This window comes from Pseudomonas fluorescens, from assembly GCF_000730425.1.
Lineage (GTDB): Bacteria > Pseudomonadota > Gammaproteobacteria > Pseudomonadales > Pseudomonadaceae > Aquipseudomonas > Aquipseudomonas fluorescens_X.
In genome coordinates, this window is record NZ_CP008896.1 from 5675744 (window position 1) to 5693345 (window position 17602).

19 protein-coding genes are annotated in these 17602 nt (G+C 63.4%); 11 read left to right on the plus strand and 8 right to left on the minus strand.

Features of this window, described 5'->3' with window-relative positions:
- Positions 1-79 precede the first annotated feature (79 nt).
- Positions 80-409: an EscU/YscU/HrcU family type III secretion system export apparatus switch protein gene (locus HZ99_RS25485; RefSeq protein WP_038447016.1), complete on the minus strand. Its 330-nt coding sequence runs from the start codon at positions 407-409 to the stop codon at positions 80-82.
- Positions 406-1977: a flagellar hook-length control protein FliK gene (locus HZ99_RS25490; protein WP_038448194.1), complete on the minus strand. Its 1572-nt coding sequence runs from the start codon at positions 1975-1977 to the stop codon at positions 406-408. The genes HZ99_RS25485 and HZ99_RS25490 overlap by 4 nt, the downstream gene beginning before the upstream one ends.
- Positions 1978-2174: 197 nt before the next feature.
- Here HZ99_RS25490 and ccmA point away from each other — a divergent pair, with 197 nt between their 5' ends.
- The 11 genes from ccmA to phnN all read left to right on the plus strand — a co-directional run bounded on the left by ccmA (position 2175) and on the right by phnN (position 10354).
- Positions 2175-2810: a cytochrome c biogenesis heme-transporting ATPase CcmA gene (gene ccmA, locus HZ99_RS25495; RefSeq protein WP_038447018.1), complete on the plus strand. Its 636-nt coding sequence runs from the start codon at positions 2175-2177 to the stop codon at positions 2808-2810.
- On the plus strand, positions 2807-3475 hold the full coding sequence (ccmB, locus tag HZ99_RS25500; RefSeq protein WP_038447020.1) for a heme exporter protein CcmB: 669 nt from the start codon (positions 2807-2809) through the stop codon (positions 3473-3475). Before ccmA ends, ccmB begins: the two co-directional genes overlap by 4 nt.
- Positions 3476-3560: 85 nt before the next feature.
- The gene (locus HZ99_RS25505; RefSeq protein WP_038447022.1) at positions 3561-4316 is read left to right on the plus strand and encodes a heme ABC transporter permease; all 756 of its coding nucleotides are present in this window, start codon (positions 3561-3563) and stop codon (positions 4314-4316) included.
- A complete protein-coding gene (gene ccmD, locus HZ99_RS25510; protein ID WP_029292593.1) occupies positions 4313-4489 on the plus strand; it encodes a heme exporter protein CcmD in 177 nt (58 codons plus the stop codon). The genes HZ99_RS25505 and ccmD overlap by 4 nt, the downstream gene beginning before the upstream one ends.
- The gene (gene ccmE, locus HZ99_RS25515) at positions 4486-4941 is read left to right on the plus strand and encodes a cytochrome c maturation protein CcmE (RefSeq protein ID WP_038447024.1); all 456 of its coding nucleotides are present in this window, start codon (positions 4486-4488) and stop codon (positions 4939-4941) included. The genes ccmD and ccmE overlap by 4 nt, the downstream gene beginning before the upstream one ends.
- Positions 4942-4944: 3 nt before the next feature.
- The gene (locus HZ99_RS25520) at positions 4945-6933 is read left to right on the plus strand and encodes a heme lyase CcmF/NrfE family subunit (protein WP_038447026.1); all 1989 of its coding nucleotides are present in this window, start codon (positions 4945-4947) and stop codon (positions 6931-6933) included.
- Complete coding sequence (locus HZ99_RS25525; RefSeq protein ID WP_038447028.1) at positions 6930-7466, plus strand: DsbE family thiol:disulfide interchange protein; 537 nt, start codon at positions 6930-6932, stop codon at positions 7464-7466. Before HZ99_RS25520 ends, HZ99_RS25525 begins: the two co-directional genes overlap by 4 nt.
- Positions 7463-7936: a cytochrome c-type biogenesis protein gene (locus HZ99_RS25530; protein WP_038447030.1), complete on the plus strand. Its 474-nt coding sequence runs from the start codon at positions 7463-7465 to the stop codon at positions 7934-7936. The genes HZ99_RS25525 and HZ99_RS25530 overlap by 4 nt, the downstream gene beginning before the upstream one ends.
- Positions 7929-9122 carry a c-type cytochrome biogenesis protein CcmI gene (gene ccmI, locus HZ99_RS25535; RefSeq protein ID WP_038447032.1) on the plus strand — a complete coding sequence of 398 codons (1194 nt, stop codon included), beginning with the start codon at positions 7929-7931 and terminating at the stop codon, positions 9120-9122. The genes HZ99_RS25530 and ccmI overlap by 8 nt, the downstream gene beginning before the upstream one ends.
- Positions 9123-9138: 16 nt before the next feature.
- Complete coding sequence (locus tag HZ99_RS25540; protein WP_038447033.1) at positions 9139-9534, plus strand: lipoprotein; 396 nt, start codon at positions 9139-9141, stop codon at positions 9532-9534.
- A 244-nt stretch (positions 9535-9778) separates the two neighbouring features.
- The gene (phnN, locus tag HZ99_RS25545) at positions 9779-10354 is read left to right on the plus strand and encodes a phosphonate metabolism protein/1,5-bisphosphokinase (PRPP-forming) PhnN (protein ID WP_038447035.1); all 576 of its coding nucleotides are present in this window, start codon (positions 9779-9781) and stop codon (positions 10352-10354) included.
- Positions 10355-10356: 2 nt separating this feature from the next.
- Here phnN and HZ99_RS25550 read toward each other — a convergent pair whose 3' ends face one another.
- The 6 genes from HZ99_RS25550 to HZ99_RS25575 form a co-directional block, all read right to left on the minus strand.
- On the minus strand, positions 10357-11553 hold the full coding sequence (locus HZ99_RS25550) for an MFS transporter (RefSeq protein ID WP_038447042.1): 1197 nt from the start codon (positions 11551-11553) through the stop codon (positions 10357-10359).
- Positions 11554-11798: 245 nt separating this feature from the next.
- Positions 11799-12803 (minus strand): sulfate ABC transporter substrate-binding protein, encoded by a 1005-nt coding sequence (locus HZ99_RS25555; protein ID WP_038447044.1) that lies wholly within the window; start codon positions 12801-12803, stop codon positions 11799-11801.
- Positions 12804-12896: 93 nt separating this feature from the next.
- Complete coding sequence (locus HZ99_RS25560) at positions 12897-13721, minus strand: ion transporter (protein ID WP_038447046.1); 825 nt, start codon at positions 13719-13721, stop codon at positions 12897-12899.
- Between the two features lie 31 nt (positions 13722-13752).
- The gene (locus HZ99_RS25565; RefSeq protein WP_038447048.1) at positions 13753-14628 is read right to left on the minus strand and encodes an urea transporter; all 876 of its coding nucleotides are present in this window, start codon (positions 14626-14628) and stop codon (positions 13753-13755) included.
- A gap of 118 nt (positions 14629-14746) precedes the next feature.
- Positions 14747-16162, minus strand: coding sequence for a pyruvate kinase (gene pyk / locus HZ99_RS25570; RefSeq protein ID WP_038447052.1), 1416 nt, complete (start codon positions 16160-16162; stop codon positions 14747-14749).
- Entirely contained in the window at positions 16152-17432 is a 1281-nt protein-coding gene (locus HZ99_RS25575) for a glycerate kinase type-2 family protein (protein ID WP_038447054.1), read from the minus strand. The genes pyk and HZ99_RS25575 overlap by 11 nt, the downstream gene beginning before the upstream one ends.
- Positions 17433-17602 lie beyond the last annotated feature (170 nt).

The following is a 17602-nucleotide window of genomic DNA, read 5'->3' on the forward strand; positions in this document are numbered from 1 at the left end:
AGCTTGCAGAACGAGTAATGTGCCGTTTGCAGGGCGCCTTTTGCTTGAAATCTGACTCGCGATACCGACAGCTCAGACTTCAGTAATCATCCCCGCGATCTGTCACATCCCGCTCCACCGGCCCTGCATCCGGGTCATATCCCACCGGGAATTTGCCCTTCAGCGTCCAGGCGAACGCAATGATCTCAGCGATGGTGCGGTACAACTCTTCAGGGATGCTGTCGCCCAACTCCATGCGCGCGAGCAACTTCACCAATTCGGCATTTTCATAAATCGGCACTTCATGTTCGCGCGCCAGTTTCAGGATGGCTTCGGCCAGGGCCTCATCGCCTTTGGCAGTCAGGGCGGGGGCGGCTTTGCCGTCGTATTTGAGGGCGATGGCCTGGCGTGGTGGGTTGGGGGTCTTCATGCGGTTTCATCCACCCAGCGTTGTTCCAGCCCGGTCTTGGGCCCCCGGGGCGGGGTGCCGAGGTGGCAGTCGAGGTCGCCGACATTGAGGCCCGACGACACCAGGCGCTCACGCAGGCTGCCCAGGTGGCTTTCGATCAGGCTGGCGGTAAACGGGCGGGTGGCCCACAGCTGGCTGGAGAGTTTGCCCTGGCTCAGTTGTGCCTGGACCTGCAGCGGGCCCAGGGGCTCCATGTCGAAGGCCAGTTCCACGCGCCACAGCATCTTCTTGGCGTCGCGTTCGATCTTGCGTTCTGGCTCGTCCTTGTCCGGCGCCGGCTCCTCACGCTGGAACTTGACCTGCAAGGGCACGATGTCCTGCAAGGTACGCATGGGGATTTCCAGTTGCCAGGTGGTTTGCAGGCGACCGTCGGCGGTGGTGCCGGTTTGTTCCAGGCTCGACAGTTGATGGCTCTGCAGGCGCGAGATGGCGCCGGCGGCCAGGCGCAGCAGGTTTTCCAGGCTGTTTTCACCGTCCAGGCGCTGCAGCAGGCGCTCGGGCAACGGGAAGCCGCCCGGCGTGGTGCGTGCACTCACCTGGCCGAGGGTACCCAGTGGGCTGCGGACAAAGCTGGGCAGCATCTGCGCCAGGGTATTGGCGGCCAGGATCGCGTTGAGGTTGGTGCTGGCGGGCAGGGCGGGTAGCAATTCGTTGACCAGGCGCAGCAGGCTGCCTTTCATGTCCAGCGGCGGCACTTGCGGGTTTTGCCCGGCCAGCAGCTTGGCTTCGAGGAACACGCCGCTGTTGTACAGCAACTGCGCCAGCACCTTGGGATTGCTGACCTGCGCCACATCCGGCAGCCCGGCAAGCAGGCGGTCGACGGCGGCGCGCAACTGCGCCGAGGTGTCATTGGGCACGTTTTTCAAGGCCGTGAGCAGGCCTTCCAGCGAGCCCTGGCGGCTTTGCTGGGCGGCCAGTTGCTGGCTGACTGCCAGTTGATCGCGCAGCCCGCTCAGGGGCACGAAATCCAGGGTCTGCGCGCCCTGCACCACGGCACTGAGCAAGCTGCCGACGCGCAGCGGCTGCGGGCTTTCCAGGCTCAGGGTGGTGCCGCTCAGGGCGTTATTGAGCACCGCTACCAGCGAGCGGTACAGCGCCGGCTGCCCGGCGCCCTGGGGCAGCATCTGCGAGGTCAGCACCTTGGCTTGCAACAAGGTGCCCACGGGCAATTGGGTGGTGTCGATGCGGGTCAGGGCGGCGACATTGGCGCTGAGGGCCTGTTGCAGGCTGATCGCCAGGTCTCCCGACGCCGTCTGGCTCACCGCGACGTTGCTGCCCAGGGGCAGCGGCTGGCTGCTCGCAGCCTGCACCAGGGTTTGCCGGCCACCGTCGAGGGTCAGCTTGAGCAACAGCTGAAAGGCTTCACCGCCTTGCTTGAGCGCAAGCACCTCGGCGTTCACGGTTTTGCCGGCGTCGATCAACCCTGCCTGAGGCTCCAGCAGTTTCAGCAGTTCTCCCACCGCAGGCGCAGGCCTGGGCCCGGTGGCTGGTAGTGGGGGGAGGGTCGGTAGGTTGATGTCACCGGTCATCGTGGCCGCGGTCTCAAGGAAATTGCCCTCTTTAGAGTAGGACATCGCATGTATAATGCCGCCCGTCTGCAAAGAGCGGGTCAAAAACATCACAACTGATTGATCCAGCTCTCTAAAACAGGCCGCCAATGCAGTTATTGTGCATCTCTTTAACGGCCGCTCCACCGCCGACTTGAACCGTAAAGGCCCGCGATCTTGTGACCAGTCCACTACTTGAAGCCGTTGCGCTTGCCTGTGAGCGAGACCTGCGGATGCTGTTCGAACACCTCGAACTGCGTCTGGCGGGCGGCGATATGGTGCAGATCAGTGGGCCCAACGGCAGTGGCAAGACCAGTCTTCTGCGCCTGCTGGCCGGCCTGATGCAGCCGACGGCGGGGCAGGTACGCCTCAATGGCAAGCCGCTGCACGAACAACGCACGGAGCTGGCGCGCAACCTGGTGTGGATCGGCCACGCTGCCGGGATCAAGGATGTGCTGACGGCTGAAGAAAACCTCAGCTGGCTCAGCGCCCTGCATCACCGGGCCACGCGCGAGTCTATCTGGCAGGCCCTGGCCGCCGTGGGCCTGAAGGGCTTCGAAGACGTTCCCTGCCATACCCTGTCGGCCGGCCAGCAACGTCGGGTGGCCCTGGCCCGCCTGTATCTGGATGGACCGCCGCTGTGGATCCTCGACGAACCCTTCACCGCCCTCGACAAACAGGGGGTGGCGCAGCTCGAAGAACACCTGGCCCGGCACTGTGAGCAGGGCGGCATGGTGGTCCTCACCACCCATCACACCTTGACCCGCCTGCCCGCCGGTTACCGTGACCTGGACCTGGGGCGGTGGTCGGTATGAGTGTGTTTGCCTTGTTGGTGGCCCGTGAGGCCCGTTTGCTGTGCCGTCGCCCGGCCGAGTTGGCCAACCCGCTGGTGTTCTTCGCCATTGTCATCGCGTTGTTCCCTTTGGCGGTTGGTCCCGAGACTAAACTGTTGCAAACCTTGTCTCCGGGACTGGTGTGGGTAGCGGCACTTTTGTCCGTCCTGCTCTCGCTGGACGGGCTGTTTCGCAGTGATTTTGAAGATGGTTCCCTTGAGCAGTGGGTCCTTTCGTCGCACCCCCTGCCTCTTCTGGTACTGGCCAAGGTACTGGCACACTGGGCCTTTTCCGGCCTGGCGCTGGTCCTGCTCGCGCCGTTGCTGGCAATGATGTTGGGCCTGCCTTTTGAATGCCTGCCCGTGTTGCTGGCCTCGTTGTTGCTGGGCACCCCGGTGCTGAGCCTGCTGGGGGCCGTGGGCGCAGCGCTGACCGTGGGCCTCAAGCGTGGGGGGCTGTTGCTGGCCTTGCTGATTTTGCCTTTGTATATCCCGGTGTTGATCCTGGGCAGCGGTGCCTTGCAAGCCGCGCTCATGGGCATGCCGGCGACCGGTTACCTCTTGTGGCTTGGCAGCCTGACCGCCCTGGCGGTAACCCTGACACCCTTTGCTATAGCGGCCGGCCTGAAGATCAGCGTCGGCGAATAATGAGGTCTGATCCAGTGTTTTCACTGAGTCAGTAAAGACCCTAAGCTTCTTGCCACGACAAGAAGCAACCGTGATGGAAACAGCAATGAACTGGACCTGGTTTCACAAGCTCGGCTCGCCCAAGTGGTTCTATGGCATCAGCGGCAAGATGCTGCCCTGGCTGGCCGCCGCCGCCTTCCTGCTGATCGGCATCGGCCTGGTCTGGGGCCTGGCCTTCGCACCGCCGGACTATCAGCAAGGCAACAGCTTTCGCATTATCTATATCCATGTTCCCGCCGCGCTGCTGGCCCAGTCCTGCTACGTGATGCTGGCGGTGTGCGGCGTCGTCGGGCTGGTGTGGAAGATGAAGCTGGCCGATGTCGCCCTGCAATGCGCAGCGCCCATCGGTGCATGGATGACGGCCGTAGCGCTGCTGACCGGAGCAATCTGGGGCAAGCCGACCTGGGGGGCGTGGTGGGTCTGGGATGCGCGATTAACGTCCATGCTGATCCTGCTGTTCCTGTACTTCGGTCTGATTGCCCTGGGCAACGCGATCAGCAATCGTGACAGCGCCGCCAAGGCCTGTGCGGTGCTGGCGATTGTCGGCGTGATCAATATCCCGATCATCAAATACTCGGTGGAGTGGTGGAACACCCTGCACCAGGGCGCCACCTTCACCCTCACCGAAAAGCCGGCAATGCCCGTGGAAATGTGGGCGCCGCTGCTGCTGATGGTCCTGGGGTTCTATTGCTTCTTCGGCGCGGTGCTGCTGATGCGCATGCGCCTCGAAGTGCTCAAGCGTGAAGCCCGCGCCAGCTGGGTCAAGGTCGAAGTGCAAAACAGCCTGGGAGCCCGTGGATGAGTTTCGCCTCTTTCAGTGATTTTCTCGCCATGGGCCACCACGGCCTGTACGTCTGGACCGCCTATGGCATCAGCCTGGCCGTCCTGGCCCTGAACGTTGTTGCGCCGATCCTGGCCCGCAAGCGTTACCTGCAACAAGAGGCGCGTCGTCTGCGCCGGGAGACCGATAAGTGAATCCGCTGCGTAGAAAGCGTCTGTTGATCATCCTTGCCATCCTGGTGGGCGTCGGCGTTGCCGTGGGCCTGGCCTTGAGTGCCTTGCAGCAGAACATCAACCTGTTCTATACCCCGACCCAGATCGCCAACGGCGAGGCGCCGCAAGACACGCGCATCCGGGCCGGCGGCATGGTCGAGGCCGGTTCCCTCAAGCGCTCCGGCGACTCCCTGGACGTGACCTTCGTGGTCACCGACTTCAACAAATCCGTGACCATCGCCTACCGCGGCATCCTCCCGGACCTGTTCCGCGAAGGGCAGGGCATCGTTGCCCTCGGCAAGCTCAACGCCCAGGGCGTGGTCGTGGCCGATGAAGTGCTGGCCAAGCACGATGAAAAATACATGCCGCCGGAAGTGACCAAGGCCCTGAAAGAAAGCGGCCAATCCGCGCCAACCCCAGCCAAGGAAGGTTAAGCGATGACCTCTACATTGTTTGTTCCCGAGTTGGGCCAGCTGGCGATGATCCTTGCCCTGTGCTTTGCCATCGTCCAGGCCATCGTGCCGCTGCTGGGCGCCTGGCGCGGCGATCGCTTGTGGATGAGCCTGGCGCAGCCAGCGGCCTGGGGCCAGTTCGCGTTCCTGGCGTTCGCCTTCGGTTGCCTGACCTATGCCTTCATGATCGATGACTTTTCCGTTGCCTATGTTGCCAGCAACTCCAACAGCGCCTTGCCCTGGTACTACAAGTTCAGCGCCGTCTGGGGTGCCCACGAGGGCTCCCTGCTGTTGTGGGCCCTGATCCTCGGCGGTTGGACCTTTGCCGTGTCGGTGTTCTCCCGGCAGTTGCCGCAAGTGATGCTGGCGCGGGTGCTGGCGGTGATGGGCATGATCAGCATCGGTTTCCTGCTGTTCCTGATCATGACCTCCAACCCGTTCGAGCGGATTCTGCCGCAGATCCCCGTGGACGGTCGCGACCTCAACCCGTTGCTGCAGGACATCGGCCTGATCGTCCACCCGCCGATGCTGTACATGGGCTATGTCGGTTTTTCCGTGGCCTTCGCCTTTGCCATCGCCGCCTTGCTCGGTGGGCGTCTCGATGCGGCCTGGGCGCGCTGGTCGCGGCCATGGACCATTGTCGCCTGGGCCTTCCTCGGCATTGGCATCACCCTGGGCTCGTGGTGGGCCTACTACGAACTCGGCTGGGGCGGCTGGTGGTTCTGGGACCCGGTGGAAAACGCCTCCTTCATGCCCTGGCTGGTGGGCACGGCGCTGATCCACTCCCTGGCCGTCACGGAAAAACGTGGCGTGTTCAAGAGCTGGACCGTGTTGCTGGCCATCGCCGCCTTCTCCCTGAGCCTGCTGGGCACCTTCCTTGTGCGTTCCGGCGTGCTGACCTCGGTGCATGCGTTCGCTGCCGACCCTGAGCGCGGCGTGTTTATCCTGATCTTCCTGCTGTGTGTGGTGGGCGGCTCGCTGACCCTGTTCGCCCTGCGCGCGCCGGTGGTCAAGAGCCAAGTGGGCTTTAACCTGTGGTCGCGGGAAACCCTGCTGCTGGGCAACAACCTGGTACTGGTGGTCGCCGCCTCGATGATCCTGCTGGGCACCTTGTATCCGCTGGTACTCGATGCCCTGACCGGCGCCAAGCTTTCGGTCGGCCCGCCCTATTTCAACGCCTTGTTCATCCCGCTGATGGGCCTACTGATGGTGGTGATGGCCATTGGCGTGCTGGTGCGCTGGAAAGATACCCCGGTCAAATGGCTGCTGGGCATGCTGACCCCGGTGCTGCTGGGCAGTGCCGCCTTGTCGGTGATTGCCGGGATTGCCTACGGCGACTTCAACTGGGCAGTGCTCGCCACCTTTATGCTCGCGGCCTGGGTGTTGCTGGCCGGCGTGCGCGATATCGTCGACAAGACCCGGCACAAAGGCCTGATCAAGGGCCTGCCGACCCTGACCCGCAGCTACTGGGGCATGCAGATCGCCCATATCGGCATCGCCGTGTGCGCCCTGGGCGTGGTGTTGTCCAGCCAGAACAGCGCCGAGCGCGACCTGCGCCTGGCCCCTGGCGAGTCCATGGACCTGGCCGGCTACCAGTTTGTCTTTGAAGGCGCCAAGCACTTCGAAGGCCCGAACTTCACTTCCGACAAAGGCACCGTGCGCGTGGTGCGCAACGGCAAGCAAATCGCCGTGCTGCACCCGGAAAAACGCCTGTACACCGTCCAGAGCTCGATGATGACCGAAGCCGGGATCGACGCCGGGTTCACCCGTGACCTTTACGTGGCGCTGGGTGAACCGTTGGGTGACGGCGCCTGGGCTGTGCGCGTGCACGTCAAGCCGTTCGTGCGCTGGATCTGGTTCGGCGGCCTGTTGACCGGTTTCGGCGGGTTGCTGGCAGCGATGGACCGGCGTTACCGGGTCAAGGTCAAGAGCCGGGTGCGTGAAGCCCTCGGCATGCAAGGAGCGGCGGTATGAAGCGTGGGTTGATGGTATTGCCGCTGGCGGTGTTTCTGGTGGTCGCGGTGTTTTTGTACCGGGGCCTGTACCTGGACCCGGCCGAGCTGCCGTCGGCGATGATCGGCAAGCCGTTCCCGGCGTTCTCGCTGCCGACGGTGCAGGGCGACAAGACCCTGACCCAGGCCGACCTGATCGGCAAGCCGGCCCTGGTCAACGTGTGGGCCACCTGGTGCATCTCGTGCCGCGTGGAACATCCGGTGCTGAACAAGCTGGCCGAGAATGGCGTGGTGATCTACGGCATCAACTACAAGGACGACAATGCGGCGGCCTTGAAGTGGCTGGCCGAATTCCACAACCCGTACCAGTTGGATGTACGTGATGAAGACGGCAACCTGGGCCTGAACCTGGGCGTCTACGGTGCCCCGGAAACCTTCTTTATCGACGCCAAGGGTGTGATTCGCGACAAGTTCGTCGGCGTGATCGACGAAGTGGTCTGGCGCGAGCAACTGGCGGCCAAGTACCAGGCCCTGGTGGATGAGGCCAAGCCATGAAGCGCTGGTTGAGCGCCGCAGTATTGGCCCTGGGCCTGGTGGGCCTGGCCCAGGCTGCCATCGACACCTATGAGTTCGCCCGGGATAGCGACCGCGAGCGTTTTCGCGAGCTGACCAAGGAACTGCGCTGCCCCAAGTGCCAGAACCAGGACATTGCCGACTCCAATGCGCCGATTGCCGCCGACCTGCGCAAAGAGATTTTTCGCATGCTGGGCGAGGGCAAGGACAATCAGCAGATCATCGACTTCATGGTGGATCGCTACGGTGACTTTGTCCGCTACAAGCCGGCGCTGACCGGCAAGACCGCCTTGCTCTGGTTTGGCCCCGCCGCCCTGTTGCTGGGTGGCCTGGTGGTCATGGCCATGATCGTCCGCCGTCGTCGCGCGGCGCCTACCGATGGCTTTGACGCACTGTCTCCCCAAGAGCGCCAACGCCTCGACCAACTGCTGGACAAAAAAACTGATGATTGATTTCTGGCTCGCAGCTGGCCTGCTGCTCCTGGTTGCCTTGAGTTTCCTGTTGATCCCGGTGCTGCGCGTGCGTCGCGCCCAACGTGAAGAAGACCGCACCGCGCTGAACGTCGCGTTGTATCAGGAACGTGTCGCCGAACTGCAAACCCAACAAAACGAAGGCGTGCTTAACGCGGCACAACTCGACACCGGCCGCGCCGAAGCTGCCCGGGAACTGTTGGCGGATACCGAAGGCGTGGAAAAACCCCGCGAATCGCGCCTGGGCAAGCCATTGCCACTACTGGCAGCGGTGTTGGTGCCCGTACTGGGCCTGGCGCTGTACCTGCATTACGGCGCCATCGACAAGGTGGAACTGACCCGCGAATTCGCCCAGCCGCCGGTCTCCCTTGCAGACATGACCCAGCGTCTGGAACGGGCTGCTGCGGCGCAACCGGACTCGGCCGAAGGCCTGTACTTCCTGGGGCGCGCCTACATGGCCCAGGACCGTTCGGCCGACGCGGCCAAGGTCTTTGAGCGCGCCGTGGCCCTGGCCGGCCGTCAGCCAGAATTGCTGGGGCAGTGGGCCCAGGCACAGTACTTTGCCAACAACAAACAGTGGTCGCCCCAGCTTCAGGCCCTGACCGACGAAGCACTGAAGCTTGACCCCAAAGAAGTCACCAGCCTCGGCCTGCTGGGCATCGCCGCCTTTGAAGGCCAGCGTTACCAGGACGCCATCGATTACTGGAACCGCCTGTTGGCCCAACTGCCGGAGCAGGACAGCTCCCGCGCAGCGCTGCAAGGCGGTATCGATCGTGCGGCAGAGAAGTTGAAGGAGGGGGGAGGTGCCGTCGCCCCGACCGTCAAGACTGCCGTGATGAGCGTGCGTGTGGACCTCGCGGCCGACGTCAAAGCCAAGGCGCTGCCGACTGACAGCGTATTCATCTTCGCCCGTGCCGTTTCCGGCCCGGCGGCGCCACTGGCTGCCAAGCGCGTGACCGTGGCCGACCTGCCGGTGACCGTCGAACTGGGCGATGCCGACGCGATGATGCCGCAGTTGAAACTGTCCAACTTTCCCGAAGTCCAACTGGTTGCGCGCATCTCACGGGCCGGTCAACCGACTGCCGGCGAGTGGATTGGCCGCAGTCAACCCCTGGCCAGCAGTACCACGGCGACCCAGCAGTTGACCATCGACAGCCCGGATCCATAATTTCGAGGAACCCCCCATGACCGCCATCGCTCGTATCACCCTGCTCAGCCTGGTATTGGGCTTGAGCGCTTGCGCGGTTCATCGGCCACCTCCTGCCCCTACGGGCCCGACCATCCCACCGTCGGGCCCATCGACCCAGCCGAGCAGCAAACCCAGCGGCCCGGTCACCGCGCCGCCGAAGGCCCTGCCCAGCAAGTCCCCGACCTTCGCCCCGCCGCCTGGCGCTGCCAGCCACTGGGACGGCAAGATGCAGGTGTACGTGCTGGACGAACAACCGGACACCTTCTACCGCCAGCGTACCTACTACCGCTGGAGCAACGGCTGGAGCCGCTCCATCAGCCCCAACGGGCCATGGGAAGAAACCAATGTGCAGGGCGTGCCGCCGGGGTTGAGCAAGCAGTATGCGCAATGACACAAGGCGACCTTCGGGTCGCCTTTTTCATGGTTGCTGAAAACACTGCTGCCCAATCAACGCAGATCAACTGTAGGAGCGGGTTTATCCGTCACTACTGCGGTGCAGCAGCGCCAGTACTTGCTTGAGGCTGGAGCCGGGAGCCTTCAAGATGCTCGCGGATGGCTGGATGTACTTTCCAGTGGCCCCGCTGCATGCAGTTGGTGGTCCAACAAGTCTGGCGACAAGCCAAGAGGGTGTTTTGATGGCGGGCAGGTTGATCTATCTCATCGGGCCATCGGGTTCGGGCAAGGACAGCCTGTTGGAGGCGGCGCGGGTGCCATTGGCCGAGCGCGGCTGCCGCATTGTGCGGCGGGTCATCACCCGGTCGGCAGAAGCGGTGGGCGAGGCCGCCCAGGGCGTAAGCCCCGCACAGTTCGCTGCGCTGGTGGCCGAAGGCGCCTTTGCTTTGAGCTGGCATGCCAATGGCCTGTCTTATGGCATTCCACGGCAGATCGACGACTGGCTGGCGGCCGGCGACGATGTGTTGGTCAACGGCTCTCGTGGCCACCTGGCGCAGACCCGCGCGCGTTATCCAACGCTACAGGTGGTGCTGCTGACCGTGGACCAGGCAGTGTTGCGCCAGCGCTTGCTGGCGCGGGGCCGTGAGTCGGAGGTGGAAATAGACGCGCGCCTGGCGCGCAATGCACAGTTCAGCGAAAGCCTGAAGGCCGCGCCAGGGGTGTTCCTGCTGGACAACTCCGGGCCATTGGCGCGCACCGTTGAGCAGTTGCTCGGAGGCCTGGGCGACGGGCAGTCGGCAGGATCCAGAGCGTGCTGACGTCAGACGCTTACTGGTGAAGATACCCTGGACACACTCAAGAACCGCACCAGCGCCACCAGCGGGAACAGGCTGCCGACGGCAATCACGCCCAGCCAGCCGCCATGTTCGTACACACTGCTGGCAATCGCCGAGCCGAAGGCGCCGCCGATAAAAATGCTGGTCATGTACAGCGCGTTCAAGCGGCTGCGGCTGTGGGCATCGAGGGCGTAGATGGTCCGCTGGCCGAGGACCATGTTCATCTGCACGCAGAAGTCCAGGACCACACCGGTCACCGCCAGGCCAATCACGCTGTAGAGCGGGTGGATAAACGCCGGCAGGAAACTCAGTGCGGCAAACAGCATCGCCAGCAGTGAAGCGCGGTAAGTATGGCCGGCATCGGCCAGGCGCCCGCTGATAGGGGCAGCCATGGCACCGAGGGCACCGACCAGGGCAAACAGTGCAATCTCACTTTGGCTCAGGCCGTGGTTACGCGACAGTTCCAGGGGCACGGCGGTCCAGAACAGGCTGAAGGAGGCAAACAGGCAGCCTTGGTAGAACGCCCGTTGCCGCAACAGAGGTTGCTCGCGCAGCAGCGTGCCCAGGGAACGCAGCAACTGGCCATAGCTGGCGCTGTGATCTGGCTGGCGCTTGGGCACGGTCAACAGCAGTACCAGGCTGATCAGGGCCATCATCGCCGCCGCCGCCATGAACATCGCGCGCCAGCCGAAGTGGTCCGCCACCAGGCTGGACACCGGACGCGCCAGCAGGATGCCCAGCAACAGGCCACCCATGATGCTGCCGACCACCCGGCCACGGGATTCGGCGGGCGCCAGGTGCGCGGCCAGGGGAATCAGGATCTGCACGGACACCGAGCTGAAGCCGATCAGCAACGACACCAGCAGGAAAAGGTTCGGCTGCTCGGTAAATGCCGCGCCCAGCAGGCTGGCGATGGCAACCACGGTGGTGGTGATCATCAGCCGGCGATTTTCCAACAGGTCACCCAGCGGCACCAGGAAGAACAGGCCCAGGGCATAGCCGATCTGGGTCAGGGACACGATCAGGCTGGCCATGGTGGGCGTCAGGCCGATATCCGGGGCGATCAGTTCAATGATCGGTTGCGCGTAGTAGATGTTGGCGACAATGGCGCCGCAGCAGAACGCGAACAGCAGCACCATGCCACGGGTCAGGGTGGCGGTCGCGGGCGGGGTAGCGGTCATGGTGTTCTCGTTAGAGCGGGGAAGGAGGATGTGCAGGGTAAAGGGTCGGCTGGGGACGGAGTAGAGTGTTACTAATAATTTCGGTCATGTCTGGCATTGATGCCTTGCGCGCAAGCCAATGTGGGAGCGGGCTTGTGTGGGAGCGGGCTTGCTCGCGAATGCGGTGGGTCAGACAAATAGTTTTTGACTGATACACCCCCTTCGCGAGCAAGCCCGCTCCCACACAAGCCCGCTCCCACATTCAGTTACTGGCCGTTGTAGATCTGGTCGAACACCCCGCCATCATTGAAGTGGGTCTTCTGCACGGTGCGCCAGTCACCAAAGGTCTTCTCCACCGACAGGAAGTCGACTTTCGGGAAGCGGTCGGTGTACTTGGCCAGTACCTTCGGGTCCCGTGGGCGCAGGTAGTTGTTGGCCGCGATTTCCTGGCCTTCTGCCGACCACAGGTATTTCAGGTAGTCATCGGCCACGGCACGGGTGCCTTTTTTATCGACCACTTTGTCGACGACCGACACCGGCGGTTCGGCTTCGGCAGAGACGCTTGGGTAGACCACCTCGAACTGATCACGGCCGAATTCACGGGCAATCATTTCTGCTTCGTTCTCAAAGGTCACCAGCACGTCACCGATCTGGTTGGTCATGAAGGTGGTGGTGGCGGCACGGCCACCGGTATCGAGCACCGGTGCTTGCTTGAACAGCTTGCCGACAAAATCCTTGGCCTTGTTTTCATCGCCGCCGTTCTTCAGGACATAGCCCCAGGCCGACAGGTAGGTGTAGCGCCCGTTACCGGAGGTCTTGGGGTTGGGGACGATCACCTGCACACCGTCCTTGAGCAGGTCCGGCCAGTCTTTCAGGGCCTTGGGGTTGCCCTTGCGCACGATAAACACCGTGGCGGAAGTAAACGGCGCGCTGTTGTTTGGCAGGCGGGTGACCCAGTTGTCCGGCACCAGTTTGCCGTTGTCCGCCAGGGCGTTGATATCGGTGGCCATGTTCATGGTGATCACGTCAGCCGGCAGGCCATCGATGACCGAGCGTGCCTGTTTGCTGGAGCCGCCGAAGGACATCTGCAAGGTCAGCTTGTCGTCCGGGTGCTCGGCTTGCCAGTGCTTCTGGAACGCGGCGTTGTAATCCTTGTAGAAGTCGCGCATCACGTCATAGGAGACGTTGAGCAGGGTGGTCGAGGCGGCCTGGGCGCCGACAGACAGGGCAAGGCCGGCGGCCAGGAGAGAAGCGCTAACGAGTTTTTTCACTGCTCATTCCTTGTTGTTCGAGAAGGTAGTGGCTTATAGCCCACGACTATAGCCGGGGCGACATAGACGCTTAAAGATTAAAAAGAACTTTGCTTATTCCACTTTCGGATAGAGCCCGTTGCCGCAACGTGAACAGAAGGCCGCGTTGGGTTCGTGGCTGTTTTTCTTGCATACCGGGCAATCGTGTTGCAGTTGCTCACCGCGCATGGCGTGGGCCAGCTCGGCGGTAAAGATCCCGGTGGGCACGGCGATGATCGAGTAACCGGTGATCATCACCAGCGACGAAATCACCTGGCCCAGCGGGGTCTTGGGCACGATATCGCCAAAACCCACGGTGGTCAGGGTCACGATGGCCCAGTAGATGCCCTTGGGGATGCTGGTAAAGCCATGCTCCGGGCCTTCGATCACGTACATCAGGGTGCCGAACACGGTCACCAGGGTGCAGACGCTGACCAGGAACACCACGATCTTCTGCTTGCTGCCGCGCAGCGCCGACATCAAGTAGTTGGCTTGCTTGAGGTACGGGCTCAGCTTGAGCACGCGGAAGATCCGCAGCATGCGGATGATGCGGATAATCAGCAGGTACTGGGCGTCGCTGTAGTACAGGGCAAGGATGCCGGGGACGATCGCCAGCAAGTCCACCAGCCCATAGAAACTGAAGGCGTAGCGCAACGGCTTGGGCGAGCAATACAGGCGCAGGCCGTATTCGATGAGGAAGATCAGGGTGAAGCCCCACTCGATATAGGCCAGCACGTCGGCGTAGTTCTGGTGGACCTGGTCGATGCTGTCGAGCATCACGACCACCAGGCTGGCCAGGATGATCAGCAACAGGATGCCATCGAAGCGCCGCCCGGCCACCGTGTCGCTCTGGAATACCATGATGTAGAGCCGCTGGCGCCAGTCGTTATTGCTGTCCATGAAGTTCGCCTGAATCGAAGATCTGCGAAGCCTAGGGGGATTCGAACGGGCTGTCCATGTTGACCCTGTGCCGCAGGCGCAGGGTGGCACGCACCAGCCAGCAGGCAAGGATGAAGGGCGCCGTCAGCGGCGCCAGGTGCAGGCCGGCAAAACCGGGGGCAAGCAGGCTTGCCAGGAGGATGCCGGGCAAGGGCAGCCAGGGTTGGCGTCGATACTGGCTGAGGGCCAAGGCGGCAAGTGCCGGGTTATAGCTGTGCAGGCCGAGCAGGGCGCCGGCCGGGTCGTCGAGCAGTAGGCCGAGTGCCACGCCGCTGCTGGCGCCGAGCATTGCCCACAAGGCCGCGCGCGGGCTGGCCAGCAGCAGGCCGAGGCCGATCAGCAGGCCGGCCAGCGGTTGATCCAGCAGCACGACCTGGCTCAGGCCGACCAGTGGAGCCGCGAGCCATTGCAGAGTGTTCGGTGCGCTGATCGGCAGGGCGGCAGGCGAGACCGTACCGAGCAGTAACCAGCTGATTGCTACGAAGGGCACGGTATAGGCGGGCAAATCATCGCCATGGGCCATGCGCTTGACCCACTGGCGGGTGAGGATTGCACTCAGGCCGCCGCAGGCCAGGATCAGCGGCGGCAACAGGGCCGACCAGGCAAAGTGCTGGCTGATCAGCAACCCCAGCAACGCCCCGTTATAGCTATAGAGCCCGGCTTGGCGCTCGGCCTTGGGATAGTCGCGGCGCTGGGCGGTGAGCAAGCCGGCGACTGCGCCCAATAGCGCACCGCCGAGCAGGCCCGGCGCGCAGGTGAGGATCGCCAGCAGGCAGAGCAGGCCACACAACGGGTGGCGCTGCAGGAATATCTGGCTGAAGCCGTTGAGCAGGGCTTCGGCCCAGTCGGGGCAGGTTGGGTTGGGCATGGTGGGTAAGTCAGTAAGACCGAGTTGCCCCCATCGCAGGCAAGCCAGCTCCCACATGATTGGGTTCGCAAATCACAGTGTGGGAGCGGGCTTGCCCGCGATAAGGCCCGAACAGACGCTAGATCAGCGTCTCGATACGCAGCGAATTGGTCGACCCCGGCTGCCCGAACGGCACCCCGGCGGTGATCAGCAACGTATCCCCACGTTGCGCCATGCCTTGGGCCTGGGCGATTTCCAGCGCCGTGGAACAGACCTCATCCACTTGCCGCAACCTGTCGTTGACCACCGAATGCACGCCCCAGGCCACGCTCAGGCGCCGGGCGGTGGACAGGTTTGGCGTGAGGTTGAGGATCGGCACCGCCGGTCGTTCCCGCGCGGCGCGCAGGCTGGAGCTGCCCGACTCGCTGTAGTTCACCAGCACCGCCACCGGCAGGATGCTGCTGATCCGGCGGATCGCGCAGCTTATGGCGTCGGACACCGTGGCATCGGCCCTGGGCCGGCTCACATCCAGCTGGGCCTGGTAATCCGGGCCATTCTCCACCTGGCGGATGATCTTGCTCATCATCTGCACGGCTTCCAGCGGGTATTCGCCGGAGGCGGTTTCGGCCGAGAGCATGACCGCATCGGTGCCTTCGGCCACGGCATTGGCCACGTCCGTGACTTCGGCGCGGGTCGGGGCCGGGGAGAAACGCATGGATTCGAGCATCTGCGTGGCCACCACCACCGGTTTGCCCAGCTGGCGGCAGGTGCTGATGATGTCTTTCTGGATTTGCGGCACGCTTTCGGCCGGCACTTCCACCCCCAGGTCGCCTCTGGCGACCATGATCGCATCGCTCAGCTCGGCGATTTCCTGCAGGTACTGCACGGCCGAAGGCTTTTCGATCTTGGCCATCAAGAACGCTTTGTTGCCGATCAGCTCACGCGCTTCGCGGATATCTTCGGGGCGTTGCACAAACGACAGCGCCACCCAGTCCACGCCCAACTCCAGGCCGAAGCTCAGGTCGCGACGGTCCTTGGCGGTCAGTGGGCTGAGTTCCAGCAAGGCTTGCGGGACATTCACGCCTTTACGGTCGGACAGTTCACCGCCATTCAACACCGTGGTGTCGATCGCATCGGCATGTTTGGTGATTACCCGCAGTCGCAACTTGCCGTCGTCCAGCAGCAGGTCCATGCCCGGTTCCAGGGCCTTGATGATTTCCGGGTGGGGCAGGTTGACCCGGCGCTGGTCGCCCGGTGTGGGGTCGAGGTCCAGGCGCAACGCCTGGCCGCGTACCAGTTGCACCTTGCCCTCGGCGAAACGCCCGACGCGCAGCTTCGGCCCTTGCAGGTCCATCAGGATTCCCAGCGGGTAATTGAGCTGGCGCTCTACCTGGCGGATCCACTGGTAGCGCTGGGCGTGGTCGGCGTGATCGCCATGGCTGAAGTTCAGGCGGAAGATATTCACCCCGGCCTCCACCAGCTCGCGGATGTCATCGATGCCGTCGGTGGCCGGTCCCAGGGTGGCGAGGATTTTGACCTTCTTGTCAGGCGTCATGGGCAGCAGTCTCAAGTATCAAAATGGCACGGAAGTCATTGACGTTGGTACGGGTCGGCTCGGTGACGATCAGCGCGTCAAGTGCCGCGAAATAACCGTAGCCATTGTTGTTGTCCAGCTCGTCGCTGGCCGACAGGCCCAGGGCCTCGGCGCGGGCGTAGCTGGTGGGGGTCATGATCGCCCCGGCGTTGTCTTCGGAACCGTCGATGCCGTCAGTGTCACCGGCCAGGGCGTAGATGCCGGGCAGGCCCTTGAGGCTGTCGGTCAGGCTCAGCAGAAACTCGGCATTGCGTCCGCCACGGCCATTGCCGCGCACGGTGACGGTGGTTTCACCGCCGGACAGGATCACGCAGGGCGCCGCCAGCGGCTGGCCGTGCTGGACAATCTGCCGGGCGATGCCGGCATGAACCTTGGCCACGTCCCGTGCTTCGCCTTCCAGGTCGCCGAGAATCAGCGGGCTGAAACCGGCCTGGCGTACTTTCACGGCCACCGCCTCCAGGGATTGCTGCGGCCGCGCGATCAATTGGAAATGGCTGCGCGCCAGGCACGGGTCGCCGGGTTTGACGGTTTCCGACTCAGGGCTCTGCAACCAACTGCGCACCGAGGCCGGTACTTCAATCTGGTAACGCTTGAGAATCGCCAGGGCCTGTTGCGAGGTGCTCGGGTCACCCACGGTGGGGCCGGAGGCAATCACCGTGGCCTGGTCGCCCGGCACATCGGAAATCGCGTAGGTGTAGACGGTTGCTGGCCAGCAAGCCTTGGCCAATCGCCCACCCTTGATTGCCGAGAGGTGTTTGCGCACGCAATTCATCTCGCCAATGGTTGCGCCGCACTTGAGCAGGGCTTTATTGATTGCCTGTTTGTCGGCCAGGGTAATACCGGCCGCCGGCAATGCCAGCAGGGCTGAACCGCCGCCGGACAGGAGGAAGATCACTCGGTCGTCTTCGCCCAGGTTGCTGATCAATTCCAGCACGCGCTTGGCCACGGCCTGGCCGGCGGCATCCGGCACGGGGTGCGCGGCTTCGACCACTTCGATTTTCTGGCAGGGCGCACCGTGGCCATAGCGCGTGACCACCAGGCCCGAGACGTCGCCTTGCCAGCTGTTCTCCACGACCAGGGCCATGGCGGCCGCGGCTTTGCCCGCGCCGATCACGATCACGCGGCCGCTGCGGTCGGCGGGCAGGTAGGGTTCGAGGACTTGCCGGGGGTGGGCAGCGTCGATGGCTGTGGCAAACAGCTCGCGAAGCAGGTGTTGCGGATCGACCGACATAAGCGGGCTCCCGGATTTTTGTTATTGGATTTGAAACCTGGAACGGGATCAAAATGTGGGAGCGGGCTTGCTCGCGATGGTCTTACATTCAACATCCATGCTGACTGGAACACCGCGATCGCGACGATGTGGCGACCCGACAAGCCCGCTCCCACATTTTGATCCCGTTC